The sequence below is a fragment of the Lelliottia sp. F153 genome, from assembly GCF_002870005.1.
Lineage (GTDB): Bacteria > Pseudomonadota > Gammaproteobacteria > Enterobacterales > Enterobacteriaceae > Enterobacter > Enterobacter nimipressuralis.
On record NZ_PKFT01000001.1, the window covers coordinates 562,097 to 575,512 of the forward strand.

13 protein-coding genes are annotated in these 13,416 nt (G+C 57.2%); 3 read left to right on the forward strand and 10 right to left on the reverse strand.

The window, feature by feature from the left end:
• Positions 1-8: 8 nt before the first annotated feature.
• The 6 genes from urtD to F153LOC_RS02715 form a co-directional block, all read right to left on the reverse strand.
• Complete coding sequence (urtD, locus tag F153LOC_RS02690; protein WP_102103705.1) at positions 9-806, reverse strand: urea ABC transporter ATP-binding protein UrtD; 798 nt, start codon at positions 804-806, stop codon at positions 9-11.
• The gene (urtC, locus tag F153LOC_RS02695) at positions 806-1,879 is read right to left on the reverse strand and encodes an urea ABC transporter permease subunit UrtC (protein WP_102103704.1); all 1,074 of its coding nucleotides are present in this window, start codon (positions 1,877-1,879) and stop codon (positions 806-808) included. The genes urtD and urtC overlap by 1 nt, the downstream gene beginning before the upstream one ends.
• Entirely contained in the window at positions 1,879-3,453 is a 1,575-nt protein-coding gene (gene urtB, locus F153LOC_RS02700) for an urea ABC transporter permease subunit UrtB (RefSeq protein WP_102103703.1), read from the reverse strand. Before urtB ends, urtC begins: the two co-directional genes overlap by 1 nt.
• Before the next feature lie 23 nt (positions 3,454-3,476).
• On the reverse strand, positions 3,477-4,748 hold the full coding sequence (urtA, locus tag F153LOC_RS02705; protein WP_102103702.1) for an urea ABC transporter substrate-binding protein: 1,272 nt from the start codon (positions 4,746-4,748) through the stop codon (positions 3,477-3,479).
• Between the two features lie 203 nt (positions 4,749-4,951).
• Entirely contained in the window at positions 4,952-6,055 is a 1,104-nt protein-coding gene (locus F153LOC_RS02710) for a cobalamin-independent methionine synthase II family protein (RefSeq protein ID WP_102103701.1), read from the reverse strand.
• A 160-nt stretch (positions 6,056-6,215) separates the two neighbouring features.
• On the reverse strand, positions 6,216-6,614 hold the full coding sequence (locus tag F153LOC_RS02715) for a rhodanese-like domain-containing protein (protein ID WP_102103700.1): 399 nt from the start codon (positions 6,612-6,614) through the stop codon (positions 6,216-6,218).
• Between the two features lie 73 nt (positions 6,615-6,687).
• On the opposite strand from F153LOC_RS02715, the gene ftrA reads away from it, so the two are divergent.
• The gene (gene ftrA / locus F153LOC_RS02720) at positions 6,688-7,704 is read left to right on the forward strand and encodes a transcriptional regulator FtrA (RefSeq protein ID WP_102103861.1); all 1,017 of its coding nucleotides are present in this window, start codon (positions 6,688-6,690) and stop codon (positions 7,702-7,704) included.
• A 161-nt stretch (positions 7,705-7,865) separates the two neighbouring features.
• On the opposite strand, the gene F153LOC_RS02725 is transcribed toward ftrA, so the two are convergent.
• Entirely contained in the window at positions 7,866-8,249 is a 384-nt protein-coding gene (locus tag F153LOC_RS02725) for a hypothetical protein (protein ID WP_102103860.1), read from the reverse strand.
• A gap of 240 nt (positions 8,250-8,489) precedes the next feature.
• Between F153LOC_RS02725 and F153LOC_RS02730 the strand changes: the two genes are divergently transcribed.
• The gene (locus tag F153LOC_RS02730; RefSeq protein ID WP_102103699.1) at positions 8,490-8,720 is read left to right on the forward strand and encodes a DUF2554 family protein; all 231 of its coding nucleotides are present in this window, start codon (positions 8,490-8,492) and stop codon (positions 8,718-8,720) included.
• On the opposite strand, the gene F153LOC_RS02735 is transcribed toward F153LOC_RS02730, so the two are convergent.
• Together F153LOC_RS02735 and F153LOC_RS02740 are read right to left on the reverse strand one after the other, a co-directional pair.
• Complete coding sequence (locus tag F153LOC_RS02735) at positions 8,721-10,685, reverse strand: U32 family peptidase (protein WP_102103698.1); 1,965 nt, start codon at positions 10,683-10,685, stop codon at positions 8,721-8,723. It abuts the gene before it with no gap.
• Between the two features lie 80 nt (positions 10,686-10,765).
• Complete coding sequence (locus F153LOC_RS02740) at positions 10,766-11,293, reverse strand: helix-turn-helix domain-containing protein (RefSeq protein ID WP_100780199.1); 528 nt, start codon at positions 11,291-11,293, stop codon at positions 10,766-10,768.
• Between the two features lie 70 nt (positions 11,294-11,363).
• Here F153LOC_RS02740 and F153LOC_RS02745 point away from each other — a divergent pair, with 70 nt between their 5' ends.
• Positions 11,364-12,551 carry a benzoate/H(+) symporter BenE family transporter gene (locus F153LOC_RS02745; RefSeq protein ID WP_255409575.1) on the forward strand — a complete coding sequence of 396 codons (1,188 nt, stop codon included), beginning with the start codon at positions 11,364-11,366 and terminating at the stop codon, positions 12,549-12,551.
• Here F153LOC_RS02745 and F153LOC_RS02750 read toward each other — a convergent pair.
• Positions 12,528-13,403 (reverse strand): helix-turn-helix transcriptional regulator, encoded by an 876-nt coding sequence (locus tag F153LOC_RS02750; RefSeq protein WP_102103697.1) that lies wholly within the window; start codon positions 13,401-13,403, stop codon positions 12,528-12,530. The two genes, F153LOC_RS02745 and F153LOC_RS02750, sit on opposite strands and share 24 nt — an antisense overlap.
• Between the last annotated feature and the right edge of the window lie 13 nt (positions 13,404-13,416).

The following is a 13,416-nucleotide window of genomic DNA, read 5'->3' on the forward strand; positions in this document are numbered from 1 at the left end:
CGGCTCCTTTAGCGTCCCAGATAGACTTCAATCACCTGCTCGTTGGCCTGCACCTCACGCAGCGAGCCTTCCGCCAGCACTCGCCCCTGATGCAGAACGGTGACGTGATCGGCGATGGTTTCAACAAAGCCCATGTCGTGCTCGACCACCATCAGGGAGTGTTTCCCGGCAAGCGTGCGAAACAGCTCTGCCGAATATTCGGTTTCCGCATCGGTCATCCCGGCGGCAGGCTCATCGAGCAGCAGCAAATGCGGCTCCTGCACCAGCAGCATGCCGATTTCCAGAAACTGCTTTTGCCCGTGAGAGAGCATCCCGGCGCGCCGGTCGCGCTCTGCGCTCAGGCGCAGCAGCGTTAACATCTCGTGGATACGGTCGCTCTGCTCTGACGTCAAACGCACGCGCAGGCTGGCCCACACGGATTTGTCGCCTTTCATTGCCAGCTCCAGGTTTTCCCACACCGTCAGGGCTTCGAACACGGTCGGTTTCTGGAATTTGCGCCCGATCCCCTGACGTGCAATCGCCGCCGGATCGAGACCCGTTAAATCTATCGACTGATCGTAAATCGCCCGCCCGCTTTGTGGCCGCGTTTTGCCTGTAATCACGTCCATCAGCGTGGTTTTCCCCGCGCCGTTCGGCCCAATGACGCAACGCAATTCACCCACGCCAATGTTGAGCGACAGATCCGTCAGCGCCTGAAAACCGTCGAAATTGACGTTAATCGACTCCAGCTGGAGCACCGGGTCGGTCTGATCGCGAAAGCGGTCGCCGGGCAACTGCCGGGTAAAGAGTCCTTCGGCTGGCTGCATTATTTCTCTCCCTTACGAAAAAGCCCGTAGACGCCGCGCGGTAAAAAGAGCGTGACGGCGATAAAAATTCCGCCGAGAAACAGCTGCCAGTATTCCGGCATCGCCACGGTAAAATAGCTTTTCGCACCGTTGACCAGCGCCGCGCCAATCACCGGGCCGACCAGCGTTCCTCGCCCACCGAGAGCCACCCAAATCGCGGCTTCAATAGAGTTAGTTGGCGACATTTCGCCGGGATTGATAATCCCCACCTGCGGGACGTACAGCGCCCCGGCCAGCCCACACAGCACCGCCGAAAGCGTCCAGACCAGCAGTTTGAAACCACGCGGATCGTAGCCGCAAAACGTCAGGCGGTTTTCCGCATCGCGCACCGCCGTCAGGATGCGACCAAATTTGCTTTTCGCCAGCGCAAAACCGATGGCAAGCGAGGCCACCAGCAGGACAACGGTCGCCAGGAACAGGGCGATACGCGTGGTGGTTGCCGTCACCGAAAAGCCCAGCAGCGTGGTAAACCCGGTAAAGCCGTTGTTGCCACCAAAGCCGGTTTCATTGCGAAAGAACAGGAGCATGCCCGCGTAGGTCAGCGCCTGGGTCATGATCGAAAAATAGACCCCTTTGATTTTTGAGCGAAAGGCAAACCAGCCGAAGATCAGCGCCAGCAGGCCAGGGATCATCACCACCAGCAGCATCGCCCAGGCAAAATGCTGTGTGCCCCACCAGAACCACGGCAGTTCGCTCCAGGAGAGAAACGACATAAACGCCGGGAGGCTTTCGCCCGATGCCTGACGCATCAGGTACATCCCCATCGCATACCCGCCGAGAGCAAAGAAAATACCGTGCCCCAGAGACAGCATTCCGGCATAACCCCAGACCAGGTCGAGGGCGACGGCAACGATCGCATAGCAGAGGATCTTCCCGACAAGCGTCAGCATCCAGGTCGAAACCGCCAGCGGATGGCTGGCCGGCAGCAGCGCCAGAAACGGCAGGACCAGCAAAATGGCAAGTATCAGGCTGCCAAAAAGCGGGATAAAGCGTGGCGCTTTTCGCGCCAGGGTTAACGTCAGCGGCTGGCTCATCAGTCTGTCACCCTCCCTTTAAGTGCAAACAACCCCTGAGGACGTTTCTGAATAAACAGAATGATCGCCACCAGAATCAGGATTTTGCCGAGCACGGCACCCATTTGCGGTTCAAGAATTTTGTTGAAGATCCCGAGGCCAAATGCTGCGGCCACGCTGCCTGCCAGTTGGCCGACACCGCCCAGCACCACCACGAGGAACGAATCGATGATGTAACCCTGCCCGAGTTCCGGCCCGACGTTACCGAGCTGCGACAGCGCCACGCCTCCTAATCCCGCGATCCCCGATCCCAGACCAAACGCCAGCATATCGACGCGCCCGGTCGGCACGCCGCAGCAGGCGGCCATACTGCGGTTTTGCGTCACCGCCCGTACGTTTAGCCCCAGGCGGGTTTTGTTGAGGATAAGCCAGGTGAAGAACAGGACCAGCAGTACAAATCCCAGCACCACCAGACGGTTCCACGGCAGGATCAGATTGGCAAACACCTGCACGCCCCCCGACAGCCACGTCGGGTTAGCCACTTCCAGGTTCTGCGCGCCGAAGGTCATGCGCACAATCTGGATAATCATCAGGCTGATGCCCCAGGTCGCGAGCAGCGTTTCCAGCGGTCGACCGTAGAGATGGCGAATAATCGTGCGCTCCAGCGCCATACCGATCCCGGCAGTCACCAGGAAGGCCACCGGCAGCGCCACCACCGGATAAAATGCCAGCCACTGGGGCATAAACTGCGCCATCATTTGCTGAACCATCCACGTGCAGTAGGCGCCCAGCATCAGCATTTCGCCGTGCGCCATATTGATCACCCCCAGCAAGCCGTAGGTGATCGCAAGTCCCAGCGCCGCCAGCAGCAGTACGGACCCCAGCGACAGCCCCATAAAGGCCTGCCCCAGCAGATCGCTTATCAGCAGACGATGCTGGATTTTGCTCAGGCTGTTTTCCGCCGCCTCGCGCACGCGGGCGTCGGGTTCCGTTTGGGGCTGGGTATAAGGCAACAGACGGGTCTGGGTTTCCGGATCGGCTGAGTGCCCCAGCAGCTCAACCGCCTGCAAACGCACCTCCGCCTGCGGGCTGACCAGCTGGAGATTTGCCAGCGCCACTTCCAGCGCCTGATGCACGCCGTCATCCTTCTCGACGAGCAGACGTTGCTGCAACATATTCAGCATGTCCGGCGTGGCATCGCGCTGCAACTGAAGCGCGGCACGCGCTCTTTGCGTGACGTTGTCACTGGCGAGCAGGTGCGTGGACAGTGCCGTCGACGCCAACACCCGCAGGCGGTTGGTCAGACGGACCGCTTTCGGCTCACCCGCCACCGTCGACGCATCACCCAGCGCGACCATCTCGCCGTTGACGCGAGCAAAAGCGTGCTTCTGCCCGTCAGCAAACAGGTTCTCTTTCTGTAGGGCCTGCAACAGCGGCAGGCGTTTGACATCCGGCGCGACGGCCCAGTGTTCCAGCAGTGCGGTTTGCTGGCTGCGGCTTGCGGCGACAAAGTTGTCCGCATCCGACGCCTGCGCCATCCCTGGCAGCAGACCGGCAAGCCAGACTATTGCGACGAACATTCGCATTACGCTCATGGCTTTTCTCCGTGCGATTAGGCTTAGTTACTGGCGGTTTTCATCGGCTGGTCGGGCTTTTTATCATTGCCCTGAATGAACGGACTCCACGGCTGAGCGCGGACGGTTTTATCGGTCTGCCAGACGACGTTGAACTGGCCATCGCCTTCGATTTCACCAATCATCACCGGCTTATGCAGATGGTGGTTGGTTTCATCCATGGTCAGCATAAAGCCTGACGGCGCTTTGAAGGATTGTCCGGCCATGGCGGCACGCACTTTGTCCACGTCGGTGGTTCCGGCTTTCTCCACCGCCTGCGCCCACATATGAATGCCCACGTAGGTGGCTTCCATCGGATCGTTAGTCACTACCGTATCGGCGTTCGGCAGTTTGTGCGCTTTGGCGTAGGCTTTATACGCGGCGACGAACGTCTGGTTGGTCGGGTTATCGACAGACTCGAAGTAGTTCCAGGCGGCGAGGTTACCAACCAGCGGTTTAGCGTCGATGCCGCGCAGTTCCTCTTCACCCACGGAGAACGCCACCACCGGCACATCCGTCGCTTTCACGCCCTGGTTTGCCAGCTCTTTATAGAATGGAACGTTGGAGTCGCCGTTGATGGTGGAGACCACCGCCGTTTTGCCGCCAGCGGAGAATTTCTTGATATTGGCAACGATAGTCTGGTAATCGCTGTGACCAAACGGGGTGTAGACCTCTTCAATATCTTTATCCTGGACCCCTTTGGAATGCAGGAAAGCCCGCAGGATTTTGTTGGTGGTGCGTGGGTAAACGTAGTCGGTCCCCAGCAGGAAGAAGCGTTTGGCACTCCCGCCATCCTCACCCATCAGATACTCGACCGCCGGAATGGCCTGCTGGTTGGGTGCCGCACCGGTATAAAACACGTTTGGCGACATCTCTTCACCCTCATACTGCACCGGATAGAACAGCAGCCCGTTCAGCTCCTCGAAGACCGGTAATACCGATTTGCGCGACACGGAAGTCCAGCAGCCAAAGACCGCTGCGACTTTATCCTGGCTTAACAGCTGACGCGCTTTTTCCGCAAACAGCGGCCAGTTCGAGGCCGGATCTACCACCACCGGTTCGAGCTTTTTACCCAGCACGCCGCCTTTGGCGTTGATTTCATCAATGGTCATCAGCGCCACGTCTTTCAGCGGCGTCTCTGAGATCGCCATCGTGCCGGAGAGCGAGTGCATGATCCCGATTTTAATCGTATCGGCAGCCTGCACGCCGAAACTCATCCCCATTGCGACCACGGAAGCAGACAGTGCGAAAGCTTTGATTAAGGTACGACGGTGCATATTTTCACTCCTGAAAAACAAGCTGTGCGAAAACGTCCGGTACAACCAGGACGCAGAATCAAACGTGTCATTTTCAGGAGAGCAAAAAGGATGCCAGGATGGAAAATCGCGGAATTTCAGGGGAGTAAAGGCAGTAAACGGCGGGAAACGACTCAGAATGGCACAGCGCTGCATTAATAAAGTGCAATGCTGTGCCCGAAGAATTACCAGACTTCGTCAGCGATCTGCGTCACCAGACGCACTTTGTCCCACTGCTGAGTTTCCGTCAGGGTGTTGCCCTCTTCGGTCGAGGCAAAACCGCACTGCGGGCTGAGGCAAATCTGCTCTTTTGCCACGTATTGCGCCGCCTCTTCCAGGCGCGCTTTTACCCCTTCCGGGTTTTCCAGTTCGCCATTTTTGGTGGTGATCAGGCCCAGCACCACCTGCTGCTTGCCGGGACGAACAAAGCGTAACGGCGCGAAATCACCGCTGCGGTCGTTGTCATATTCGAGGAAGAACGCGTCCACGTTGACGGAACCAAACAGCACTTCGGCCACCGGCTCATAACCACCTTCGGAGATCCAGGTCGAGCGGAAATTGCCGCGACAGACATGCAGACCGATGGTCAGATCGTCTGGTTTGCCTTCCAGCGCTTTGTTCAGCACGCGGGCATAGGTACGGGCCAGCTGATCCGCATCGTCCCCGCGCGCTTTGATCTGGCGGCGCTGATCGTCAGAACAGAGATAGGCCCAGACCGTGTCGTCCAGCTGCAGATACCGGCAGCCCGCTTCGTAAAACGCATGGATCGCATCACGCCAGGTGGTCGCCAGATCGTCGAAATAGGCGTCCAGTTCCGGGTAAACCGTCGCGTCGATATCTTTACGCCCGCCACGGAAATGCAGCACGCTCGGGCTTGGAATGGTCATTTTCGGCTGGGCGTTGCCGCTGATGCTTTTCAGATAGCGGAAATCTTCCAGCATCGGATGGTCGCCAAAGCCCAGTTTGCCGGTAACGCGCACGCCGTGGGCCTTGGTCTGCACGCCGTTAAACTGGATACCCTGGTTTGAATCGTAGCGTTCCACGCCCTGTAAACCGTCGAAGAAATCAAAGTGCCACCAGGCGCGACGAAACTCACCGTCCGTCACCACGTGCAGGCCGCAGGCGCACTGCTGCTCTACCACCTTACGGATGGCGTCGTTTTCAACGGCACGCAGCTGACCGGCGTCAATCTCACCGCTGGCGAATTTCGCTCGCGCCTCTTTAATCGCATCGGGACGTAAAAAACTGCCTACCACATCTGCACGGTACGGGGCGTGTTGTCGTTGCATGATTCTCTCCTTTGCTGCCAGCATTTGATTGCCAACAGTGATAATTCAGTAATTGAACTTTTAGACTTCTGGATGGCTATATGTCCAAAAAGATGTCATAACCCCTGCGTTGCAGCAAACGAGAAAATTTCATGGCAGATGAATTTTTTTCATCTTCGGGTCAGTCATCCGTGGCAAAGGCGAAGTTTTCATCTTCCCAACCTGTAATGCCGCCGATCATGATTTTGACCGGCAAGCCGAGACGGGAAAGCTTCAGCGCCGCCCGGTCTGCGCCGTTGCAGTGCGGTCCGGCGCAGTACACCACAAACAGGGTATCCTGCGGCCACTGCGCCATGGTTTCGGCGTTCATCGCCGACCAGGGCAAATGGATCGCCCCCGGCAAATGGCGGCGGGCAAATTGCTCCGGGCGGCCCACGACGTGCAGCAATACAAAGTCCTGCTGATGGTTGGCTATGGCGTGGTGCACGTCGGCGCAGTCCGTTTCCACGCTCAGACGGCGCAGAAAATGGGCGACAGACTCTTGTGGGTCGGCAGCGGGAAACTCAGTGACATAACTCATGGTACTTCCTCCTGTATGGCGTTTGTGTTAACAGTACGTTATCCAAAAATTGAGTCAGTGAATGCCTGCGGTTATGCCAGAAAACAGCAAAATGATGACAAACTTACGACAGGTCCCGCGCCCGCGGGTGGTTGCCCTGGCGTACGACGGTCTGTGTACTTTCGAGTTTGGCGTGGCGGTCGAGATTTTCGGCCTGCCGCGCCCTGAAATGGGCGATGACTGGTATCGGTTTAGCGTGGCTTCCGTGGAGCAAGGCGAGCTGCGGGCGACGGGCGGGATCAGAATGGTGGCAGACGGTGATTTAACACTTCTGGAACAGGCCGACCTGATTATCGTCCCCGGCTGGCGCGGTGTAGAGGAAACCGTTCCGCCCGCACTGTGCGAGGCGCTTCGCCGTGCCCACGCGCGCGGCTGCAATTTGCTCTCAATCTGTTCCGGCGTATTCGTGCTGGCCGCAGCGGGCGTGCTTGACGGGCGAAAAGCCACCACGCACTGGCGCTATACAGAGACACTGAAAACGCGCTTTCCGGCGATCGAGGTGATTGAAGATGTGCTTTATCAGGATGAAGGGACAATTCTCACCTCGGCGGGCAGCGCCGCCGGAATCGATCTGTGCCTGCACGTCGTCCGGCGTGATTATGGCATGGACGCCGCGAACCGCGTGGCGCACCGTCTGGTGATTCAGCCGCACCGCGATGGCGCACAAACGCAGCAGGTGAGCCGTCCGGTCGCGGTATTGCGGGAGAGCCAGCGATTCGGGCAGCTGTTTGATTTTCTGCATCAGCAGCTGACGGTGAACCACTGCGTGAGTTCCCTGGCGCGTCGTGTGGGAATGAGTGAGCGAACCTTTCTGCGCCGTTTTGCGAATGCCACAGGAACCACGCCCGCGCGCTGGCTACTGAACGAACGGCTGCTGCGGGCAAAGGAGTTTCTGGAAAATAGCCGCTTAAGTATCGACAGCATCGCAGAGCAAACCGGGTTCGGCCATTCCGCCACCCTGCGCCACCATTTTCGCCAGCAGTATGATCTTTCGCCTGCGCAATACAGAAAACAATATTTATCCCGCCAGTGTCATGCAGATATTCGCTGAATTTAACGCAAAAAAAACCGCCATAATCTGGCGGTAAATGCTTGCATGGATAGATTTGTATTTTGGTATCTACGTCCGGTATTCCATAACCGGTAGCGGATCGCACAGTAAATTACCATTCGCGACATAAACGAATATTAAACAAACGTCATCCGGCATTATCACGACTGGACATTATTCGCTGCTGTACTAATTTGCAGATATTTCATCAGCCCCTGACTGGCGCTTTGAATGGCGTTATCGTTAACCGCTTCAAGGTAAAATGCGCGTGATACGCCATAGGGCGCCTCTTCAGCAGGATAGACGTCATATTCGAAGTTTTTGCTTTTCGCTATGTTGTGGCATTCCAGATGCCACTGCTGGCCCTTCACCTGCGTGCTGTTGCAGGATACGCGGCCATAATCGCTGGTGAGATATGAACTGACTCGGGTTTCAGCAGCTTGCAGATAATCGGGTTTATCGTGGAAGTGCGCGTAACCCATATAGGCAGCGCCAACAATTGCGACAGCAATACCGAAGGCGGAAAGAGAGAATGCTTTTGTCATTTGATCGACCTGGTCCATAGTCAAAACATTATTATATCGGATTCTTCTCAATCTTCTAGCGCCTATTATTCAGAGGGCATCACCTCGCTAAAATACCCTTAAAAGGCCAGGTCTTTTATTAGACTTGACACAAATCAGTTGTAAAAACTGACAAACTCTTTTCGTTAGTTTGAATATCCGAATAATAACCCGACGCAACTATTGGCATAGTAGCCGCAAATATTACGCGGTGGTGATGAAATGGTTAAAACGTGTTTATCAATCGTACTGCTGACCTGCGCGTTGTTTTCGGGTCAGTTAATGGCGGGGCATAAAGGGCATGAATATCTGTTGGTACAGAATGCCGACCATCAGTTGCGTCATAGCGCGGACAGCGACGAACTGCGGTATGTGGCGGAGGAGTCCGCGGAGGGTTTGCGCGAACACCATCACTGGCAAAAATCGCGCAAACCGGAGACCCATTTTCGCTGATTAAATCCCTTTACGCTTCGGCAGGGTTTTCATCAGATCTTCCGGGCTGACAGATGCCACCACGCTACCCGGCTGTGGCATCTTAAAGATGTGATTTTTCATCTTACCAATGACGTGCATTTCGCACGGACGGCAGTCAAATTTCAGCGTTAACACTTCGTCTCCGTTCACCAGCTGCATCGGCGTTGCTTTCCAGCTTTTGATGCTGCCTTTCGCCTGTTTCGGACACAGGTTAAAGGCGAAGCGCAGGCAGTGTTTGGTGATCATCACCGGCACATCGCCCTTCTCTTCATGCGCTTCATAGGCCGCGTCGATCAGCTGCACGCCATAGCGATGGTAGAACGCCCGCGCTTTATGGTTGTAGACGTTAGCAAGGAACGACAGGTGGGTGTCCGGATAGACCGGCGCAGGCACAGAGACCGCTTTACGGCTGCCGCGCGGATAGTTTGCCAGACGCGCGTCATCCAGCATCTCTGCCGTTTCGCGACGGAACGCGTTCAACAGGCTGTTCGGGACAAACAGCGCGGAGGGCAGGTTCACCTGAATATCGCGCGCGTAGTAGATTGTCTGCCCGAGTTTCGCCACACCTTCTTTCAGGCTGTTCAGCGCTTTTTCGGCGTTATTCGCCTCTTCAAACTGACCGTCCAGTGTATGGGTGACGCTCACGCCATCTTCGCTGGTCATGGTCAGGATCAGCTGCTCTTCCCAGCCGCCCAGTTCGATATCCACGGCGATGCGACGTTCGCTGGAGGTTTTCAGCAGCGCCTGTTGCCAGTTGTGGTCCAGGTTGCGATTGAGCGCCGCATTCGGACGCGCTTTATAGAGATCGGCAGGCATTTCATTTGGCCACACGCGATACTGATTTTCGCCGGTTTTCTCTACCGTATTAGCGCGGAAACCGACAATTTCACGTTTTATCATCACATTCAGACCGTCGCCGTTGGCGAGCGTCTCGGTCACTTTCACGTCGAGATGATCTTTCGCGACTTTTAGCACTTCTCCCACCGGCAGACCGATAAACTTCGGTGAATCGAACGCGCCGATATCGCCTTTTCGCGCATTCACAAAGTAGTCGGTGCTGCCACGGTGGAAGGTTTTATCCGTCGACGGAATAAAGAAATGCTCGGTACGCCCGGCAGACGCGCGCGCCAGATCGCCGCGATCGTCAATGATGGCATCCAGCATCTGGCGGTAGTGCGCGGTGATATTTTTCACGTAGCTCATGTCTTTGTAGCGCCCTTCAATTTTGAAGGAGCGCACACCTGCGTCGATCAGCGCCGCCAGGTTGGCGGTCTGGTCGTTGTCTTTCATCGACAGGAGGTGTTTTTCGAACGCCACCACGCGCCCCTGATCGTCTTTCAGGGTGTACGGCAGACGGCACGCCTGAGAGCAGTCGCCGCGGTTCGCGCTGCGCCCGGTCTGCGCATGGGAAATGTTGCACTGGCCAGAATAGGCAACGCACAGCGCGCCGTGAATGAAGAATTCGATGGTGGCGTCGGTGGCCTGGTGGATATCGCGGATCTGGTTCAGATTCAGCTCGCGTGCCAGCACGATCTGGGTAAAACCGACGTCAGAGAGAAACTTCGCTTTTTCAACCGTGCGGATATCGCATTGGGTGCTGGCATGCAATTCAATCGGCGGTATGTCCAGCTCAAGCACGCCCATGTCCTGCACGATCAGGGCATCAACGCCGGTCTGGTACAGTTCGGTAATCAGACGCTGGGCAGGCTCAAGTTCATCATCATGAAGAATGGTGTTCAGGGTCACGAACACTTTGGCACCGAAACGGTGGGCAAACGGCACCAGCTCGGCGATATCGCGCAGGCTGTTGCTGGCATTATGGCGAGCGCCAAAGCCCGGGCCGCCGATATAGACCGCGTCCGCACCGTGCAGGATCGCCTCACGCGCAATGGAGGCGTCACGGGCCGGGCTTAAGAGTTCAAGATGATGGGATTGCAGGCGCATACTTCGTCGTTATCCGTTATGGTCAAAATGGCGGCTATTGTAGTCAGAAGTCTACGACAGCGAAACCGTTTTGCGTACCTTTAGCGGGGATAATGTATCAACGAATGAAAGTGCACGGTCTGCCCGCTGCTGTTGCGGTAGGCATGGGGTTTATCGCCCGCAAAACGCACGCCGGAATCGGGTAAAATCGTGCGCCAGACGCCGTCGAGACACATCTCCAGTTCGCCACTGATCACCACCACATGTTCAATCACACCCGCTTCGTGCGGCGTCGATTCACTGAGTGCGCCCGGCGCCAGGGTAATCGAAAAGTGGTCAAACTTTAGTGTCTCGTCCCACGGGAAAAGCGGCTTGACGACCATCGCCTGCTGCTGCGGGTCAAAGACGGGCTGCGGGTGTGTTTCCGGTGTAATAAAGGCGGAGAAAGGGACGTTCAGGCCGGTGGCGATTTTCCACAGGGTCGAAACCGTCGGGCTGGACTCGTTACGCTCGATTTGCCCGAGCATCGCTTTCGACACGCCAGTCTCGTCCGCCAGCTTCGACAGACTCCAGCCACGCGCCTGACGCTCGTTTTTCAGCGTTGACGCCAGATGTTGAGTGATATTCATAGATCCTCCCGTTGCCGGGAGTGTACCACTTGTACGCTATAGCGCACAGTGCTACATTCCCACGGACGCTATAACGCACAACGGAGTCTTTATGCGCCCTTCCTCCTCACTTTTTCCGGCGGTGCTGGCCGGTTTCGTCGCCGTGCTGGTGGGCTACGCCAGCTCTGCCGCCATCATCTGGCAGGCTGCGGCCGCAGCGGGCGCCACGCCCCAACAGATTGCAGGCTGGATGACCGCGCTCGGCATCGGGATGGGGGTAAGCACGCTCGCCCTCTCCCTGTGGTACAAATCGCCGGTGCTTACCGCCTGGTCCACGCCTGGCGCGGCGCTGCTGGCGACCAGCCTGCAGGGCGTCACCCTTGCCGAAACCATCGGCATTTTTATCTTCGCTAACGCGCTAATTCTGCTTTGCGGCGTGACGGGTCTGTTCGCCCGGCTGATGAAAATTATCCCACATACTCTCGCGGCGGCGATGCTCGCCGGTGTGCTGCTGCGCTTTGGCCTGCAGGCGTTCAGTCATCTTGAGGGCCATTTTCTGCTGTGTGGAAGCATGCTGCTGGCATGGCTTGTCGCAAAAGCCTTCGCGCCGCGCTATGCCATTGTCGCTACACTGCTGGTCGGAAGTGTGGCAGCCTGGGTGGGAGGTGACGTTGTCACGGATAATCTTGCTTTTCGCGTGGTGCTTCCGGAATTTATCGCGCCGAAGTTTACCTTCACCACGCTCGTCAGCATCGGCCTGCCTTTCTTTCTCGTGACCATGGCGTCGCAAAACGCGCCGGGTTTCGCCACCATGAAAGCCTCCGGATATCCGGTCGCGGTTTCGCCGCTGATCATTTTCACCGGCGCACTGGCCCTGCTGTTCTCACCGTTTGGCGTCTTTTCCATCTGCATCGCGGCGATAACCGCCGCCATTTGTCAAAGCCCGGATGCGCACCCGGACGCCAACAAGCGCTGGCTGGCCGCGGCGGCGGCAGGCGTGTTTTATCTGCTGGCAGGCATTTTCGGCGGATCGATTACCGCGCTGATGGCGGCGCTGCCGCTCAGTTGGATCCAGACGCTGGCCGGGCTGGCGTTGCTGGGCACCATCAGTGGCAGTCTGTATCAGGCGTTACAACATGAGGCGGAGCGCGATGCGGCCATCGTCACTTTTCTGGTGACCGCCAGCGGTGTAACACTGCTCGGGATTGGGTCGGCGTTCTGGGGGCTTATCGCGGGTGGGATCTGTTTTGTCGTGTTATCGCGCTTTCGCCGCGCGTAGCTGCGAGGGGGTTAATCCGAGGGTCGCTTTAAAGCGATTGCTGAAATGGCTGGCCGAGCTAAACCCGCAGGCCAGCGCGATGTCGGTCAAAGGTTGCTGAGTGAACTGCACCAGATTCTTCGCCTTTTCCATACGCTGCTGCATGACGTACTGATGCGGCGCCATATTCATCGACTGGCGGAACATGCGGGCAAAGTGGTATTCGCTCAACGCCGCTACCGCAGCCAGCTCAGCCAGCGTTAACGCCTGGGAGAGATGGTTATTTACATACTCCAGTACGTTGCGCAGCACGAACGGCGAAAGGCCGCCCGTGACGACGGGCAGCTTCCACTGCACGCTGGAATAGTTCTGGATCAGGTGGGTCAGCAGCAAGGTGCTGGCAGTGCTGAGCGTCAGCTGATTGGCCTGCTGCTGCCAGTCGCAGCCGAGCAAAAACTGGCGATAAAGCATCGCGATTTTAGGATCGCTGGCGAAGGTTTTTTCATCCAGCGCGATCGCCGCCGGGCTTTTATCCCAGATCTTCTCACCCAGTTCGCGCAGGTGCTCGTCAGTGCAGTAGAGGTGCACAAAGGATAAATCGTCGCGAATGTCCCAGCTAGACTCGCTCTCTTTTGGCATCAGGCAAAAACGGTCCGGCCCGCCGCCGTTTTTCCAGCCGCTGGCCGTTTTGTGGTAACTCTCGTAGCCGTCCGCCACATACAGGCTCAGGGTGTGGTGGTTACTTTTTACCGTCACCGTATCGTGCTTGTTGTACCACGCCGCCAGCTGGATGCCCGAATTGAGGGCGACCGTCTCCCGCAGCACGGCGTTCTGTTGGCGAAGGGTTTCAAAGGTGTCGTAAGCGTGAGACATAACCGTAACTGAC

Coding starts and splice junctions, on each gene's coding strand:
- urtD (WP_102103705.1), bottom strand. CDS start 806: ATGCAGCCAGCCGAAGGACTCTTTACCCGGCAGTTGCCCGGCGACCGC.
- urtC (WP_102103704.1), bottom strand. CDS start 1,879: ATGAGCCAGCCGCTGACGTTAACCCTGGCGCGAAAAGCGCCACGCTTT.
- urtB (WP_102103703.1), bottom strand. CDS start 3,453: ATGAGCGTAATGCGAATGTTCGTCGCAATAGTCTGGCTTGCCGGTCTG.
- urtA (WP_102103702.1), bottom strand. CDS start 4,748: ATGCACCGTCGTACCTTAATCAAAGCTTTCGCACTGTCTGCTTCCGTG.
- F153LOC_RS02710 (WP_102103701.1), bottom strand. CDS start 6,055: ATGCAACGACAACACGCCCCGTACCGTGCAGATGTGGTAGGCAGTTTT.
- F153LOC_RS02715 (WP_102103700.1), bottom strand. CDS start 6,614: ATGAGTTATGTCACTGAGTTTCCCGCTGCCGACCCACAAGAGTCTGTC.
- ftrA (WP_102103861.1), top strand. CDS start 6,688: ATGCCAGAAAACAGCAAAATGATGACAAACTTACGACAGGTCCCGCGC.
- F153LOC_RS02725 (WP_102103860.1), bottom strand. CDS start 8,249: ATGACAAAAGCATTCTCTCTTTCCGCCTTCGGTATTGCTGTCGCAATT.
- F153LOC_RS02730 (WP_102103699.1), top strand. CDS start 8,490: ATGGTTAAAACGTGTTTATCAATCGTACTGCTGACCTGCGCGTTGTTT.
- F153LOC_RS02735 (WP_102103698.1), bottom strand. CDS start 10,685: ATGCGCCTGCAATCCCATCATCTTGAACTCTTAAGCCCGGCCCGTGAC.
- F153LOC_RS02740 (WP_100780199.1), bottom strand. CDS start 11,293: ATGAATATCACTCAACATCTGGCGTCAACGCTGAAAAACGAGCGTCAG.
- F153LOC_RS02750 (WP_102103697.1), bottom strand. CDS start 13,403: ATGTCTCACGCTTACGACACCTTTGAAACCCTTCGCCAACAGAACGCC.